The organism is Oceanisphaera sp. W20_SRM_FM3, assembly GCF_052119705.1.
GTDB lineage: Bacteria > Pseudomonadota > Gammaproteobacteria > Enterobacterales > Aeromonadaceae > Oceanimonas.
This window is the reverse complement of the sequence record NZ_JBGQOP010000011.1, coordinates 1-16,864: the sequence shown is the minus strand read 5'-3', so window position 1 is coordinate 16,864 and position 16,864 is coordinate 1. Positions and strand designations below refer to the sequence as shown.

General features: G+C 50.6%; 13 protein-coding genes. 6 read left to right on the top strand and 7 right to left on the bottom strand.

All coding sequences use genetic code 11. From position 1 onward, the window contains the following. Positions 1-55: 55 nt before the first annotated feature. From ACEN2G_RS07785 to ACEN2G_RS07755, 7 genes are all read right to left on the bottom strand, one after another. Positions 56-1,927 carry a methyl-accepting chemotaxis protein gene (locus tag ACEN2G_RS07785; protein ID WP_442020917.1) on the bottom strand — a complete coding sequence of 624 codons (1,872 nt, stop codon included), beginning with the start codon at positions 1,925-1,927 and terminating at the stop codon, positions 56-58. Positions 1,928-2,145: 218 nt separating this feature from the next. Beyond that, entirely contained in the window at positions 2,146-3,570 is a 1,425-nt protein-coding gene (gene lpdA / locus ACEN2G_RS07780) for a dihydrolipoyl dehydrogenase (protein ID WP_442020916.1), read from the bottom strand. Positions 3,571-3,716: 146 nt separating this feature from the next. Further along, positions 3,717-5,621 (bottom strand): pyruvate dehydrogenase complex dihydrolipoyllysine-residue acetyltransferase, encoded by a 1,905-nt coding sequence (gene aceF, locus ACEN2G_RS07775; protein ID WP_442020915.1) that lies wholly within the window; start codon positions 5,619-5,621, stop codon positions 3,717-3,719. A gap of 11 nt (positions 5,622-5,632) precedes the next feature. Beyond that, a complete protein-coding gene (gene aceE, locus ACEN2G_RS07770) occupies positions 5,633-8,293 on the bottom strand; it encodes a pyruvate dehydrogenase (acetyl-transferring), homodimeric type (protein ID WP_442020914.1) in 2,661 nt (886 codons plus the stop codon). Between the two features lie 61 nt (positions 8,294-8,354). Next, on the bottom strand, positions 8,355-9,116 hold the full coding sequence (pdhR, locus tag ACEN2G_RS07765; RefSeq protein ID WP_442020913.1) for a pyruvate dehydrogenase complex transcriptional repressor PdhR: 762 nt from the start codon (positions 9,114-9,116) through the stop codon (positions 8,355-8,357). A gap of 309 nt (positions 9,117-9,425) precedes the next feature. Then, positions 9,426-10,268: a carboxylating nicotinate-nucleotide diphosphorylase gene (gene nadC / locus ACEN2G_RS07760; protein WP_442020984.1), complete on the bottom strand. Its 843-nt coding sequence runs from the start codon at positions 10,266-10,268 to the stop codon at positions 9,426-9,428. Positions 10,269-10,466: 198 nt separating this feature from the next. After that, positions 10,467-10,952, bottom strand: coding sequence for a retropepsin-like aspartic protease family protein (locus tag ACEN2G_RS07755; protein WP_442020912.1), 486 nt, complete (start codon positions 10,950-10,952; stop codon positions 10,467-10,469). Between the two features lie 131 nt (positions 10,953-11,083). Between ACEN2G_RS07755 and ampD the strand changes: the two genes are divergently transcribed. The 6 genes from ampD to coaE all read left to right on the top strand — a co-directional run bounded on the left by ampD (position 11,084) and on the right by coaE (position 16,769). Continuing rightward, complete coding sequence (gene ampD, locus ACEN2G_RS07750) at positions 11,084-11,644, top strand: 1,6-anhydro-N-acetylmuramyl-L-alanine amidase AmpD (protein WP_442020911.1); 561 nt, start codon at positions 11,084-11,086, stop codon at positions 11,642-11,644. Between the two features lie 155 nt (positions 11,645-11,799). Next, on the top strand, positions 11,800-12,246 hold the full coding sequence (locus ACEN2G_RS07745) for a pilin (protein WP_442020910.1): 447 nt from the start codon (positions 11,800-11,802) through the stop codon (positions 12,244-12,246). Further along, a complete protein-coding gene (gene pilB, locus ACEN2G_RS07740; RefSeq protein ID WP_442020909.1) occupies positions 12,240-13,970 on the top strand; it encodes a type IV-A pilus assembly ATPase PilB in 1,731 nt (576 codons plus the stop codon). Before ACEN2G_RS07745 ends, pilB begins: the two co-directional genes overlap by 7 nt. A gap of 67 nt (positions 13,971-14,037) precedes the next feature. Beyond that, positions 14,038-15,249 carry a type II secretion system F family protein gene (locus ACEN2G_RS07735; protein WP_442020908.1) on the top strand — a complete coding sequence of 404 codons (1,212 nt, stop codon included), beginning with the start codon at positions 14,038-14,040 and terminating at the stop codon, positions 15,247-15,249. A 54-nt stretch (positions 15,250-15,303) separates the two neighbouring features. After that, positions 15,304-16,170: a prepilin peptidase gene (locus ACEN2G_RS07730; protein WP_442020907.1), complete on the top strand. Its 867-nt coding sequence runs from the start codon at positions 15,304-15,306 to the stop codon at positions 16,168-16,170. Beyond that, on the top strand, positions 16,167-16,769 hold the full coding sequence (coaE, locus tag ACEN2G_RS07725) for a dephospho-CoA kinase (RefSeq protein ID WP_442020906.1): 603 nt from the start codon (positions 16,167-16,169) through the stop codon (positions 16,767-16,769). The genes ACEN2G_RS07730 and coaE overlap by 4 nt, the downstream gene beginning before the upstream one ends. Positions 16,770-16,864: the final 95 nt, after the last annotated feature.

Genomic DNA, 16,864 nt, shown 5'->3' with positions numbered 1-16,864 from the left:
GTCTGGTTTGATGTTTTATCTGATCGCTTACAGCTTATGGCTAAAAGCTACGCCGTTAAGGTAATTGAAAACGACCAATCAGGCGCTGTAACTCACTGCCTTGACGGGCCAGCTCGCTACTGCTGGCGGCAGTTTGTTCGGTGGCGGCGGCGGAGTGATCCGACACTTCGCGAATGCTAAACACAGAACGGTTAATCTCTTCGGCAACCGTGCTTTGTTCCTCGGCGGCGGTGGCGATTTGATTATTCATCTGCTGAATATGCGATACCGAACTAGAGATGCGATGAATTGACTCACCCGCTTCATTGGCGATAGTCACAGTGGCCGTGGCCATATTCGCGCTTTCTTCCATCATCACTACCGACTCTTGGGCTTTCTTTTGCAGACCAATGATCAGGGTGCCAATTTCAGTGGTAGCTTGCTGAGTACGTTGCGCCAAGGCGCGTACTTCATCAGCCACTACCGCAAAACCGCGGCCTTGCTCGCCGGCGCGCGCCGCCTCTATGGCCGCGTTCAGAGCCAGCAAGTTGGTTTGCTCGGCCACGCCTTTGATCACATCCAAGATACTGCCGATGTTCATGCTCTCGGCTTCCAACTGATTAATAGTCTGTAATGACTCATTAATATCAACCGACAACTTACCGATTTGCTCGATAGTCTGTAGCACTTGGCGATCGCCCTCAACCGCTTGACCATCGGCGGTGCGGGCCGAGTCAAAAGCCGTTTCGGCGTTGCGTGCCACTTCTTGTACCGTGGCAGCCATCTCGTTCATGGCGGTCGACACTTGCTCCAGCTCAGTACGCTGTTGGTTAACACCAGTGCGGCTTTGCTCAGACACCGCAGACAACTCTTCGGCCGAGGCAGCAATATGGGTCGCGCTATTACTGAGGTCGCCCACTAATTGGCGCAGATTAACCGTCATGGTCTGCATCTGATCCATCAGCTTACCCAGCTCATCGCCACGGTCATGTTTAATATCTTGGCTGAGATCACCGTCGGCAATCCGGTTCGCTTGCTTGATCAATAAACCCAAGGGTTTGACGATACCACCGGTGATCATGATGGCAAACAGCACGCCCATCGCCAATGCGATCACCGTGATCAGCAAAATAATAAACTTAGCCTGCCCACTATCCTTAGCCATACGTTGTTGTTGAATTTCTAATAGCTGTTCAGATTTGTTGGCAATATTGATGGCGTGTTCGGTAATACGTTTATCCGTATTAGCTAAGCCATTAACCAACTCCACCACGGCCGCTTGGTTTTGTTGATATTGTTTAAGATCTGTGTGAATTGCGCGTACGTCATTATCATCTTGTGCCGCTAGACGACTTTCCAGTGTGCCTAGTAAACTATCCAGTTTGGCGGCGATTTCAGTGCCTAGGTCGGCTTTACGATTCAAGGCAAAGTCTTTTTGGCTTAACCGAATTTGCACAAAGCGTTGCACCCAATTGGTGGCCGCGCCATCGCGCGCAATCAGGCCTTCAATCTGTTGTTGTACCAGATTGCCTAGCGTATTGATCTCACCTAGCTCACGATGAAAGCTCTCGTTGAGATCCACCATCTCACCCAGCTCATCTTCATAAAACTTGGTGCCGGCCAAAACTTCCTCAATGATGGCCTGATCTTGGGGTTTGGTGATCAATTTTTTCAGTTGTTCAGCCACGTCTCTGGCTTCGTTAACGTGCACTTTAGCCTGCTCTAGCTGTCCCTTATCGTTGATCAGCATGTAATTTTTTTGGAAAAAACGCGCCTTACTCACCAGTAAGTCAATTTCACCGGCGCGCTCTAGTTTATTGGATCGTTCTAATACAGAAGTCAGTGAATTAAAACTCACCACGGCAGTGATCAGTGTGGCCAGCAACACCAAAGCAAAGCCCAATGTTAGCTTTGACCTCACACTTATATGAGCCAATTTAGAAAGCATAATATTTATCCTAGGGGGGTTATTTATCTTTTATTGCAATAATCATATCGGCTTAACGAGTTAAAACATGAAGGTAAAGTGTATAAAAGATGCCTATTTAACTATTTAAAGCGCTTTCTCCAAAATTAACTTCTCATATGAGGCTGTTAGCAGCAGAAAACAAAACGCCCAGCTAAGCTGGGCGTTTATTTTCATTTGGTGATCCGGTTAAAAGAAGCTTACTTCTTTTTCGCCTTAGGGTTTGGCATGTCGGTGATTGAGCCTTCAAACACCTCGGCCGCCATACCCACAGACTCATGCAGAGTCGGGTGAGCATGTATGGTCAAGGCGATGTCTTCGGCATCGGCACCCATTTCGATAGCCAAACCGATTTCGCCCAGCAGCTCGCCGGCGTTAGTACCAATAGTGGCACCACCCAGTACGCGATGGGTTTCTTTGTCGAAAATCAGCTTAGTCATACCGTAAGAGGAATCAGAAGCTATAGCACGGCCTGAGGCCGCCCAAGGGAAAGTTGCAACTTCAACCTTCAAGCCTTGCTCTTTCGCTTCTTTCTCGGTCACACCAACCCAAGCTACTTCTGGTTCGGTATAAGCGATCGATGGGATCACCTTAGGATCGAAGTAGTGGTTCAAACCTGAAATAACCTCAGCGGCCACGTGACCTTCATGCACACCTTTGTGGGCCAGCATAGGCTGACCGACGATGTCGCCAATGGCGTGAATGTGTGGCACGTTGGTACGCAGCTGTTTGTCGACACGAATGAAACCACGCTCATCGACATTAACACCGGCTTTCTCGGCATCCAGCAACTTACCGTTTGGCACACGACCGATGGCCACCAAGACGGCGTCGTATACTGTAGTCTCGCTCGCGCCTTTCTTGTCTTCCATGGTTACGTGAATGCCGTCATCTTTGGCTTCAACTGCGGTAACCTTGGTTTCCAATTTCAGGTTGAACTTGTCTTTCACCTGCTTGGTGTAGATCTTGATAAGATCTTTGTCGGCCGCGGGAATAACTTGGTCGAACATCTCAACCACGTCAATCTTAGAGCCCAGCGAGTAGTAAACGGTACCCATTTCTAGGCCGATAATACCGCCGCCCATGACCAGCAGCTTCTCTGGAATTTCGCGCAGCTCTAACGCGCCGGTTGAATCCCAAACCCGTGGATCTTCGTGCGGGATGAAAGGCAACTGAATCGGACGAGAGCCGGCTGCGATAATGGCGTTTTCGAAGTTGATGGTGGTGTTACCGCCCTCGCCTTCTACCACTATGGTGTTAGGGCCAGTAAACTTGCCGTAGCCGTTCACCACCTTAACTTTACGCATCTTAGCCATGCCACCCAAACCTTGGGTTAACTGGCCAATCACTTTTTCTTTGTGATTACGGATCTGATCCAGATCGATTTGCGGCGCGGCGAATGTTACGCCGTGGCTGCCCATGGTCTTGGCTTCTTCCATTACTTTAGCGATATGCAATAACGCTTTAGAAGGAATACAACCCACGTTCAGACATACGCCACCCAGTGTTGAGTAACGCTCAACCAATACGGTTTCTAGCCCTAAGTCGGCGGCACGGAATGCCGCAGAATAACCTGCAGGGCCCGAGCCCAATACTACAACCTGAGCTTTAACTTCTTGACTCATGGTGACCTCTATTATGATTTTTAGCCCCGTTCAAGCATGGCTGACAAGCCTAGACTCAATACGGCCAGTGCGCTCAACGGGCCAAAGTTTACTGTTCTGAAATACAAAAGAAAGTAAAAAGGCGGGCATTTGCCCACCTTGTCACATTAAAGGGCTAAACGACGCAGGTCGCTTAACACACCACTCATCAGAGTGATGAAACGCGCGCCATCGGCGCCGTCAATCACACGGTGGTCATAAGACAGAGCCAGAGGCTGCATCAAACGAGGTTCGAACTCTTTGCCGTTCCAAACAGGCTTAATGCTTGATTTAGATACGCCCAAGATTGCCACTTCAGGTGCGTTCACGATAGGCGTGAATTGAGTACCACCAATGCCGCCCAAAGACGAAATAGTGAAACAACCACCTTGCATGTCGGCGCCAGTCAGCTTGCCGTCACGGGCTTTCTTAGAGATTTCGCCAAGTTCAATCGCCAGCTCACGCAGGCCTTTCTTGTTCACGTCACGTACCACAGGTACTACCAAACCGTTTGGCGTATCAACCGCCACACCTATGTTGATGTACTTCTTCATGACCAGAGACTGTTCGTCATCGGATAAAGAAGAGCAGAACTTAGGATAGGCTTCCAGCGCCTTAGCAGCGGCCTTCATGATGAAGATCAGCGGGGAAATCTTATAACCCAGCTTCAGCTTATCGGCGATGGCGTTTTCAGTTTTACGGAACTCTTCCAGTTCTGTGATATCGGTTTCGTCAAACTGCGTTACGTGTGGGATTTTCACCCAGTTGCGGTGCAGGTTAGGACCGGAAATCTTCTGAATGCGCGTCATTGGCACCACTTCAACTTCACCAAACTTGGCGAAATCTACTTTTGGCCATGCCAGCACGGCCATGCCGCCGCCCGCAACTGCAACACCGGCAGGCTGGCTAGCAACTTGCTTGATGATGCCTTTAACGTAGCTTTGCACGTCTTCTTTCAGGATACGGCTCTTAGGACCGGTAGCGGCAACCTTAGACAGGTCAACACCAAATTCACGGGCTAAACGACGTACCACAGGTGTGGCGTGCACATAAGCGTTGTTCTCAACGAACTCGGCTTTAGCAGCCGGTGCGCTAGCTGCAGGAGCCGCTTTTGGCGCAGGTGCTGCAGCAGGCGCGGTCGCAGCAGGAGCTGCGGCCACAGGTGCAGCTGCACTTGTTGCCGGTGAAGCAGCAACTTCAAATACCATGACCAGAGATCCGGTATTAACCTTGTCGCCAACCTTGATCTTAATTTCTTTAACCACACCACCAAACGGGGCTGGCACTTCCATCGACGCCTTGTCACCTTCTACGTTCAGAATGGACTGTTCGGCTGCAACGGTGTCGCCCACGGCAACCATGATTTCAGTCACTTCGACTTCATCACCGCCGATATCAGGCACGTTCACGTCTTTGGCTTGCGGTGCGGCTGGTGCTGCAGGAGCAGCAGTAGGCGCGGCCGCCGCAGGGGCAGAAGCCGCAGGAGCCGAGGCGCCTGCTACTTCGAAGACCATGATCTGTGAGCCAGTTTTAACTTTGTCGCCTACGGCCACTAAGATCTCAACCACTTTACCTGCCGAAGGTGACGGGATTTCCATAGAAGCCTTATCGCCTTCTACGCCAATCAGCGTCTGCTCTTCAGTTACTGTGTCGCCAACGGCCACGTTGATTTCGGTGACTTCAACTTCGTCATCACCAATATCAGGCACGCTCACGTCTTGGCGCGCTGCAGTAGCAGGGGCCGCAGGAGCTGCGGCCGCCGGTGCTTCTGCCGCCGCAGTAGGGGTGGCAGCGCCACCCTCTTCTGCTTCGAATACCATGATCAAAGAACCGGTATTGATGGCGTCGCCAAGGGCAACTTTAATTTCTTTAACCACACCCGCGCTTGGGGCAGGTATTTCCATGGAGGCTTTGTCGCCTTCCACGGTGAGTAGTGACTGTTCAAGTTCTACACGGTCGCCCACGGCCACCATGATTTCAGTCACTTCTACCTCGTCTGTGCCGATATCTGGCACCAGAATATCTCTAGACATGTATTGCCCCTTTATGCGTACAGCGGGTTGATCTTATCAGCGTCAATGCCGTACTTAGTAATGGCATCAGCAACAACTTTCTTGTCCAGCGTACCTTGCTTAGCCAGCTCGGTCAGTGCAGCAATCACGATATAGTGCTTGTTGACTTCGAAGTGACGACGCAGGTTTTCGCGGCTATCTGAACGGCCGAAACCATCAGTACCCAACACTTTGTAGCTTACTGAAGGCATAAAGCCGCGCACTTGTTCGGCGTAGTTCTTCATGTAGTCAGTGGCAGCAATAGCAGGCTCAGACCCCATCACTTGTGCGATGTAAGGTACGCGTGCCTCGGAAGTTGGGTGCAGCATGTTCCAACGCTCAACGTCTTGACCGTCACGGGTCAGTTCGTTGAATGAAGGCACACTGAAGATGTCAGAACCTACACCGTACTCGTCGGCCAAGATAGCCGCCGCTTGGCGCACGTCGTTCAAGATAGTACCTGAACCCATCAACTGTACTTTACCCTTGCTACCGGCAATTGTGTCCAGCTTGTAGATACCCTTACGGATACCTTCTTCAGCGCCTTCTGGCATAGCTGGCTGATGGTAGTTTTCGTTCAGAGTAGTGATGTAGTAGTAGATGTTTTCTGGGTTATCACCGTACATACGACGTAAGCCGTCTTGTACGATAACCGCTACTTCATACACATAAGTTGGATCATAGGTAATACAGTTCGGGATTACGCTGGCTTGAATATGGCTGTGGCCATCTTCGTGCTGCAGACCTTCACCGTTCAAGGTCGTACGACCTGAAGTACCACCAATCATGAAGCCGCGAGCCTGTTGGTCACCGGCAGCCCAGCACAAGTCGCCCACACGTTGGAAACCGAACATCGAGTAATAGATGTAGAACGGGATCATCGGGAAGTCGTTGGTGCTGTAAGAGGTCGCTGCGGCTAACCATGAAGAAGTCGCACCCAGCTCGTTGATACCTTCTTGCAGTACCTGGCCTTTCACGTCTTCTTTGTAGTAAGCAACTTGCTCACGGTCTTGCGGCGTGTATTGCTGACCGTTAGGGCTGTAGATACCGATTTGACGGAACAGACCTTCCATACCAAAGGTACGGGCTTCATCGGCCAAGATTGGCACTATGCGCTCACCAATGGACTTGTTCTTCAGCATGATGTTTAAGGCACGCACGAACGCCATAGTGGTAGAAACTTCACGAGACTGCTCGCCCAACAAAGAGTCAAACTCAGACAGCTCAGGAATTTGCAGCTTGTCAGTGGTTTGAGCTAAACGAGTAGGCAGGTAGCCTTTCAGCGCTTTACGGCGTGCGTGCAGGTAATCATGCTCGCGAGTGCCTTCTTTGATTTCGATGTACGGCAGATCAACAATGTCTTCGTCGCTTACTTCCAGATTGAAACGGTCACGGAAGTGCTTAACGGACGACATGTCCATATTCTTAACCTGGTGGGCAATGTTCTTGCCTTCAGCCGCTTCACCCATGCCGTAACCTTTAACGGTTTTGGCCAAGATAACGGTCGGCTTGCCTTTGGTCTCGGCAGCATTTTTGTACGCAGCGTACATTTTAGCTGGATCGTGACCACCACGGTTCAGAGCGAAGATCTCTTCGTCAGACATATCTTTGACCAGTTCTAAGGTCTCAGGATATTTGCCGAAGAAGTGCTGACGTACGTAGGCACCGTCTTTCGACTTAAAGGTCTGATAATCACCGTCTACGGTTTCGTTCATCAGTTGTACCAGCTTACCGCTCTTATCTTTAGCGATCAGCTCGTCCCAACGACGACCCCAGATAACCTTAACCACGTTCCAGCCAGCACCGTTAAAGATACCGTCCAGCTCGTTGATGATCTTACCGTTACCAATTACAGGACCGTCAAGGCGCTGCAGGTTACAGTTGATGATGAAGCACAGGTTGTCCAGCTTTTCGCGGGCCGCGATAGTGATCACGCCTTTAGATTCTGGCTCATCCATTTCACCGTCGCCCAAGTAGGCGTAAACGCGCTGCTCAGAACAGTCTTTCAGACCACGGTTAGTCAGGTACTTCAAGAAACGCGCTTGATAAATGGCGTTCAATGGACCCAGACCCATAGATACGGTCGGGAACTGCCAGAAGTCAGGCATCAGTTTAGGGTGCGGGTAAGAAGGAATGCCCTTGCCGTCTACTTCTTGACGGAACATGTCCAACTGATCAGCAGTTAAGCGGCCTTCAACAAACGCACGAGCATAAATGCCTGGCGAGATATGACCTTGGAAGAATACCAAGTCGCCGCCGTCTTTTTCGTTACGGGCGCGGTAGAAGTGGTTAAAGCCCACTTCGTACATAGTGGCACTGGACGAGTAAGAAGCCATGTGGCCCCCCAAGTCCAGATCTTTTCTAGAGGCGCGTAACACGATCATCACTGAGTTCCAGCGGATAATAGCGCGGATACGACGTTCCAGATCCCAGTTACCCGGATACTCAGTCTCATCTTCAGACTTGATGCTGTTGACGTAGTCTGAGTGGGCATTTCTGGCCACTGCTACACCGGATTTAATGGCTTTAGTGGTGAGACGCTCATAAATGTACTGGGCGCGCTCAGGTCCTTCTTGACGGATCAACGATTCAAGAGAGTCTAACCACTCTTGAGTTTCGATTGAATCCACATCGTTATTCAGGATATCAGACATGGCTGTTTCCTATCTCGTTTGGGGCTCATGCCCATGGGTGTCATCAGTGCCGAAGGCATTGTCATTCCTGCTGTCGATGTCGGCGTAAAGAGCGCTGAATACGGCTCTCTTCACGCTGAATGTCGAGCAGAGTTTCTTCAATAAAAGCCAGATGATCGTGACATGCATCTCTGGCTTGTTCCGGCTCGCGAGACAGTATGCATTGGATTAGATTGGCGCGATGAACGCGGATCTTTTCCACCATACCGGCACGTCGGTTTAATATTTTGATATTGCGCAAGATACTGGACTCTAACAACGGCTGCATGGCGCGCAACAGGTGTAATAACACCACGTTGTGAGCCGCCGCGGCGACCGCGATATAAAATTCGGCGGCGGCCGCGGCTTCAGCGGGTAAGTCACCCAGCTCTTGTGCTTGTACTATGGCTAACTGTGCTGCACGTATAGCATCGAAGTCAGCTTCGTTGCCGCGCACGGCGGCATAAAAAGCGGAGATACCTTCCATGGTATGACGAAACTCCAGCATGTCGTATTGCGACTCGGGATGTTCCGCCAGCAGCTGAAATAACGGGTCAGCAAGTCCTTTAGTCAGGGCGTTTTGCACATAAGTGCCGCCACCCTGACGTCGAGAAACCAGCCCTCTTGCTTCCAGCAATTGGATGGCTTCTCGTACCGAAGGTCGAGATACGGCGTATTGCTCTGCAAGCTCGCGCTCTGGCAACAAACGTTGTCCGGGCTGCAAGCTGCCTTCTACTATCATCTGCTCAATTTTGGCGGCGATAGTGTCGGCAAGTTTTGGCTGCTTAATACGCTGATTCGACATTGACTCGGCTTATATTGGTAAGACCAATTGACACTGTTAAAAAAAGGTATCATTACGCCGCTAAAATGTCCAATAAATTAATTTAAATTGGACACAATAGCGTAAGAAATCGTCAACATTTTTAGACCAATATCTAAGGCTAGACTAGTCTAGAAAAAACGCAAATCAGAATTATTGATAATGGCTTTTTTGCTGCTGATTATTGCGTTAAGACACTGTGATGGGTAAAGGGTGAGGCGGGAGGAGAAAAAGCCAGCTTTCGGCTGCGGTACCTAACGCCTCACACCTCCCGTTTCACGCCTCACAATCTTATTCAGCAACTCGTAGCGATAAGTCCATGGCCTGTACATGCTTGGTGAGCGCGCCCACTGAGATAAAATCCACACCAGTGGCGGCAAATTCGGCGATGGTGTTCAGCGTCACGTTACCCGACACTTCTAACTTAGCCGCACCCTTGGTTAGCGCCACAGCGGCGCGCATATCTTGGGTGCTGAAGTTATCGAGCATAATAATATCGGCGCCAGCCTGCAGTGCTTGCTCTAACTCCGCCAGTGACTCCACTTCTACTTCCACAGATTTTTCTGGCTGCAAGCGCTTAGCCTCGGCCACGGCCTTATCAATACCGCCACAAGCAAAGATATGATTTTCTTTGATCAGATAAGCATCAAATAGGCCAATTCGGTGATTATGGCCGCCACCGCAGGTGACCGCGTATTTCAGCGCCAGCCGCAAACCGGGTAGTGTTTTACGGGTATCGAGCAAGCGGCATTGAGTGCCAGCCAATTGCTGCACATAGCTGCGCGTAATGGTGGCCACGCCGGATAAGGTTTGAATAAAATTCAGCGCGGTGCGCTCCCCCGTCATGATGGCGCGGGCGGGACCGGTCAGTGTTAATAAACGCTGATTAGCGCTGACCGCTTCACCATCTTTAACTAGCCACTGTAACTCAACTTCACCACCGAGTTGACGAAAGGTTTCGTCGGCAAAGGCTTGACCACAGAACACGCCGTCTTCGCGGGTGATGACATGCGCGACTACCACCTCAAACTCGGGCAACAACTGGGCGGTAATGTCGCGCGTCGCATCTAAGGTACCGCCTAAGTCTTCGGAGAGGGCTGCGGTGACATTAAAACGGACTTCTTGTTCTAACATAGTTTTTTCCAACATGGTTTTCCCGTATAAGACGCAGAAGAACAGGGAACAATAAAGATCAGATCTGAAAGAGATCTTTATTGTAAGGTCTATACCTTAACAATTTGGCCTTTATCGACCTTGACTTCATCTTAATTTTCCGTGGATTTCGCGGATTTCGTTGCAAAATATCTTTTGACCTGGCTGCTCACTTTTCTTTTATCTGCGAATGGTCAGTTGGCCATTGCGTTGAATGAGCTCAAATTGGCGCAAGGCGTTCATGCCTAACAGTATTTCATTACTGTCACTGGGCATAATAACGGCACTCAAATCGTACAAGGTGAAAGGCCCTAAAGACAGGCTTTTTATGCGCGTGGCGTAGCCCGTCACTGTGCCTGCTGCGGTACTTAACCTCACCGCAGCCCCTTTCTTTAACTGCAGCTTAGCGGCTAACGCTTGGGGCACAGCCACTTGGGTGGCGCCCGTATCTAACAGAAAGACCACGCCTAGGTCGTTGATCTGACCGCTGGCCAAATAATGACCGCGATTGTTTTGCTCCAGCACTATGGTCTGGGCATCGAGCTGGCGGATGGCTTGGTTAGGATTATTATCGTGGGTGAGCTTTTGCTGAAAAAACCAAGTCAACAGACCTAATGCTAACACCCACACCATTAACCACATGATGAGCCCTAATCGACGTTGCATATGCTCTCCTGCTCATCTGGCGACGCCCTGTTTGCTTATCAGCAATAGGTTGCTTGCCGCTTATGTTTACTTGCCGGGCTCGGGCTTAGCCTCTTACTATAGGGCCTATCTGACTGGTACTAGAGGCCCACATGACTCGTTCGCTAATGTTAACTGATGACGGCTGGTTGCAGCCTGCTCGCCACTGCCCCTCACCACACTTTGATGACAGACCCGAGCAAGAAGTGTCTTTATTAGTGGTGCACAGCATTAGTCTGCCGCCGGGCCAGTTTGGCGGCCCCTATATCGACCAGCTGTTTTTAGGGCAATTAAACCCTGATGATGATGCTTATTTTGTTGGCATTCAACATCTTAAAGTCTCGGCCCACTGCTTGATCAGGCGAGATGGCGAGCTAGTGCAATATGTCTCTTTGCATAAACGCGCTTGGCACGCCGGTCAATCTAACTTTCAAGGCCGCGAGCGCTGCAATGATTTTGCTATCGGGGTTGAGCTTGAAGGCACAGATACTGGCACTTTTACTGATGCTCAATATCAAACCCTCACCACACTCACCCAGCTTATCCAATGTCAATTCCCTGCCATTACGCCTGCCCATATCGTCGGCCACAGCGACATAGCGCCGGGGCGTAAGACAGATCCCGGCAGCGGCTTTGATTGGGATTTCATTGAGCATCTAAATCGTGATGCATGAGTTGCAGAAGCGATACTTTCGCGGCTTATAGCTGCAGACTGGTCATTTATTCGCCATGCTTGTTGTTTATTGCTACCTTTAAGGGCACCTCGCATCGCCAGCAAGGAAGCCGCTGGCACTGTTCATAACGATTTATCGGTCAAGGATGACACATTATGAAGCAGCCCCTTAACTCGCGCTCAAGCCTAGGTTTTACTCTAATCGAACTTATGATAGTGGTGGCAATTGTGGCCATACTCGCCGTGATCGCCCTGCCCTCCTACCAAAGTTATATTCAACGCGCCCGCTTCTCGGAAGTAATTGCCGCCACCGGCCCCGCCAAAACCGCCATCGATGTATGTGTGCAAATTAGTGGCGCTGATTGTGCCGCGGCAGGTACTAACGCCGTTCCTCCCACGGCAGTGGAAACTGATTACGTGGAAAAAGTAGAGGTAGAGGCCGTAGGCACCGACTCTTGGGTAATAACGGCCACCGCCACTGACCTACTAGACGAAGAAACATTTATTCAGGTGGGCACTCGCCCTAGCACAGGCGGGCGCGTCACATGGGAAAATAACCCTACAACCAATCCCGGCAGCTGCGTAGCAGTCAACCTATGCTAACCAGCCCTATATTAACCACCCAAGGCTTAGCCCGCAGTTTATTAGTGGCCGCGAAACTGACCCAAGCTGAAGTGGAGCAGGCGCTCACTCAAGTCCAGCAAGAAGCCAAGCCGCTGAGCACTGTGCTAGTAGAGCGAAAACTACTAACCAGCGGTGAGCTCGCTCAGTTTTGTGCTCACCATTACGGCTTAACTCTGTGGGATTTAGATGACCTCAATGGCCAAGACTTACCGCCGCAATATTTGAGCATGGACTTAATTGAACGCCATCATGCGCTGCCAGTGCTCTGTCAAGATAACGTCTTGTACTTGGCCATGGCGGATCCCAGCAATGTACTGGCATTAGAGGACTTTAGTTTTCGGTTTAATGTGGTTACGGATACCAGACTGGTAGAAGAAGCTAAGTTAGCCCTAAGGCTACAGCAGCTGCAGCGCAATGATGAGCCGCATCTGGTCGATTTAACTGCTAGCTCAGAAACTGACGTCTTAGATTTAGCCTTTGAAGAAACAGCCCAAGATGACGATGACGCGCCTATAGTGCGCTACATTCACCAAGTGTTGCGTGATGCGGTACGCAAAGCCGCCTCCGATATTCATTTTGAGCCTTATGAGCGCTTTTATCGGATCCGCTTTCGTATCGACGGCCTATTGTATGACGTGGCTTCCCCACCCAAGCAGCTGGCCAATCGCTTTGCCGCACGACTCAAGGTGATGGCACGCCTCGATATTGCCGAACGCCGTCAACCCCAAGATGGTCGTATTAAGCTGCAACTGAGTCGCCACAAGTCCATCGATATGCGCGTGAGTAGCTTACCGACCCAAGCCGGAGAGAAAATTGTGCTGCGCCTGCTCGATAGCGCCGTGACCAAATTAGATATTCATCAGCTGGGCTTTGAGGCGTCACAAAAAGCGGCCTATTTGAGCGCCCTACACTTATCTCAAGGATTAATTCTGGTAACAGGCCCCACCGGCTCTGGCAAAACTGTGTCGCTCTACACAGGCTTAAGTATCTTAAATACGGTGAGCCGTAATATATCCGCCGCCGAAGATCCCATTGAAATTATTATGCCGGGCATTAATCAGGTACAAATTAATCCCAAAGCGGGCTTAGGTTTTGCGCAGGCGCTCAGAGCTTTCTTAAGACAAGATCCAGATATTATTATGGTGGGCGAAATCCGCGACTTAGAAACCGCAGAGATTGCCATTAAGGCGGCGCAAACCGGCCATCTGGTACTCTCTACTTTACACACCAACTCAGCTACCGACACCCTGGCTCGCCTCATTAATATGGGACTGGCCGCTTATAACATTGCCTCTTCGGTTAGCCTGATCATTGCCCAACGCTTGGCCCGTAAACTCTGCCCTCATTGCAAACAACCACAGTCATTGCCGGTACAACAATTAGCCTTATTGGGGTTTAACGATAACCGTCAGAGACTCGATAGCGCTGAAGGTAAGGACGCCAAGCTTGATAAGCATGACATTACTTTATACCGAGCTTGCGGCTGCGCCTTGTGTACCGACGGCTACAAAGGCCGCATCGGTATCTATGAGGTGTTAGCCATGGATCACCACTTAGCTGGGTTAATGCTAAGCGGCGCCGACGCCTCAGCACTGGCACAAGCCGCTGCCGCGTCTGGCATGGTCACCCTACGCCAAGCCGCCTTGGCTAAGGCACAACAAGGTGTGATTAGCTTGGCCGAGGTCAATCGCATTACTCAATAAACGGGCGCATCATAGGCCGCAAAAACACGCGGCACTCACCCTTTACCCATGCAGCTGGAGGTCGCTCATGGATAAAAAGCAGCGCTATCATTGGCAAGGCATCAATAAAAACGGCCAAACTGTGTCCGGTTTTGTACATGAGTCCAGTTTACTTGCCGTTAAATACCAATTACAACGCCAAGGCATTCAGCCCATTCGGGTGCAACGTAAACGCGCCCCTTTATTCAACAAAGTTAACCAAACCATTCGCGCAGCAGACATAGCCCTAATGACTCGTCAATTGGCGACTATGTTGCAGGCGGGTATACCGCTGCTACAAAGCTTACAACTTATCGCGCGCTCAGCGACCAAGACCTCGCTGGCACACTTACTCAGCGAGCTCGCCACAGAGGTAGAAAGTGGCCAGCCCTTATCGCTGGCGCTGAAACAATTCCCCGCGCAATTTAGCGACCTCTATCGCGATCTGGTGCAGGCAGGTGAGCAAATGGGGGCATTGGCGCAGGTCTTTGCACAGTTGGCGGTGTACGCGGAAAAAGCCGAGCGGTTAAAAGCTAAAATAAAGAAAGCCCTGTTTTATCCGGCATTAGTGTTGGTGGTGGCGGCAGGAGTCACCGCCATTTTATTGCTGTGGGTAATACCCCAGTTTGAGGAGATGTACGCCAATTTTGGCGCGCCTTTACCTTGGTTTACTCAGGCCGTGATCGGCTTATCTCGTGGCTTGCAAGCCTACGGTGGCTATTTACTGTTAGCGATCTTAGTGCTCGGCTATGGGGTGATTAAAGCTCGGCGCAGCTCTCATCAATGGCGCCAGCGCCAAGATCGCCTATTGCTTAAGCTGCCGGTATTAGGGGGCATATTGCAAAAAGCCGCCTTAACCGGCTTTGCCCGCACGCTGGCCGCCACTTTCGCTGCCGGCATTCCTTTAATTGAAGGGCTAGTGTTATCCGCTGGCGCCTGCGGTAACCGAGTTTATCGCCAAGCGGTATTGCAGGCGCGCAATGACGTGATAGCTGGATTACCCCTGCATCAGGCGTTGACCGCCAGTCAGCTTTTCCCCGACCTGCTGGTGCAGTTAGCCATGATTGGCGAGGAAACCGGTGTAATTGACGATATGATGCACAAAGTGGCGAGCATTTATGAAGCCGAGGTCGATACCTCAGTCGATGCCTTAGCCAGCTTAATTGAACCTGTGATGATGTTGGTATTAGGAATTTTGGTTGGCGGTTTAGTCATTGCCATGTACCTTCCCATCTTTAGTTTGGGTAGCGTTATTCATTAATGCTGCATGATCATTAACGCTTAGATAGTCACTTATTCACACAAAGGATTTAAAATGGCGCTGTTAAGCCAATGGTTAACTGAAGATCTGCTCTCTCTTTATATTATGGTTACTTTATTTGGTTTATTAGTCGGTAGTTTTTTAAATGTGGTTATTTATCGATTGCCGGTGATGCTAAAGCGGGAATGGCAGCGAGATTGCACAGAACTCAACGCAAGTCCTACCCCCGCACAAGAAACCTTTAATATTTGTACGCCGCGATCCCGTTGTTCACACTGCCAGCATCAGTTGAGTGCGCTTGATAATATTCCGCTCGTCAGCTGGTTAATGCTGCACGGCCGTTGCCGTTATTGTCAGGTCAAGGTCTCTAAGCGCTATCCACTGGTTGAATTAAGCACGGCTATTTTATCTGCCGTTATCGTGTGGCGTTTTGGCGCCAGCCCACAACTGCTGGCCGCCTTGTTATTTACTTGGCTATTGATCTGCATGACCATGATCGACGTCGATCATCTGTTGTTGCCCGATAATCTAACCCTGTCGCTGTTATGGATAGGATTATTAATTAATATTGATGGCCACTTTATCGCGCTACCCGATGCTGTGATAGGCGCAGCTGTTGGTTACGGCGTGCTGTGGAGCTTATATTGGGCTTTTAAGTTAGCCACAGGTAAAGAAGGCATGGGCTATGGCGACTTTAAGCTATTAGCCGCACTGGGTGCTTGGTTTGGCTGGCAGTCGATATTGCCAATACTCTTACTCTCTTCCGTTATAGGCTCGGTCATTGGCTTAAGCTTAATGGCCAGCCGTCGCTTAAGTAGCGATCGCGTACTGCCCTTTGGCCCAGCCTTGGCTATTGCCGGCTGGGTGTATTTGATTTGGGGAAAATCCTTAATTAGCTGGTACTGGAGTGTAGCCTTATGACATATACAGTAGGAGTAACCGGCGGCATCGGCAGCGGTAAGAGCACGGTCGCCGATTTATTTGCCGAGCTGGGTGTCGTGATAGTAGATGCAGACATGATTGCTCGAGACGTTGTGGCCTCAGGTGAGCCAGTATTAGATGCCATTGGTGCCTATTTTGGCCCAGAGGTAATAGCTGCAGATGGCAGCTTAAATCGAGCTTTGATGCGCGAGCGGATCTTTGAAAATGCGGCTTATCGTCATTGGTTAGAAGCCTTACTGCACCCGCTGATCCGCGAGCGGATGCTTGTCGAATGCCAGAACGCCAGATCGGCGTATTGCTTGTTAGTAGTGCCGTTGTTAGTTGAGAATAAACTCACCGATTTATGCGACCGTGTACTGGTGGTGGATGCCAGTGCAGAGGTACAAATAGCGCGCAGCGTGCGCCGAGATAGCAGCAACGAGGCGCAGATCAAAGCCATGATGGCCACTCAGGCTAGCCGCGAACAGCGCTTGGCTGCCGCCGACGATATAATTGATAACAACGACTGTGACTTAGCGCAGCTAAGAGCCGCCGTGCTGCAATTGCATGAGCAATATTTGGCACTGTCGGGAGCGTAAGCCCTGCGGGCAGCCGTAAGCCGTAAGCCGTAAGCCGTAAGCCGTAAGCCGTAAGCCGTAAGCCGTAAGCCGTAAGCCGTAAGCCGTAAGCCGTA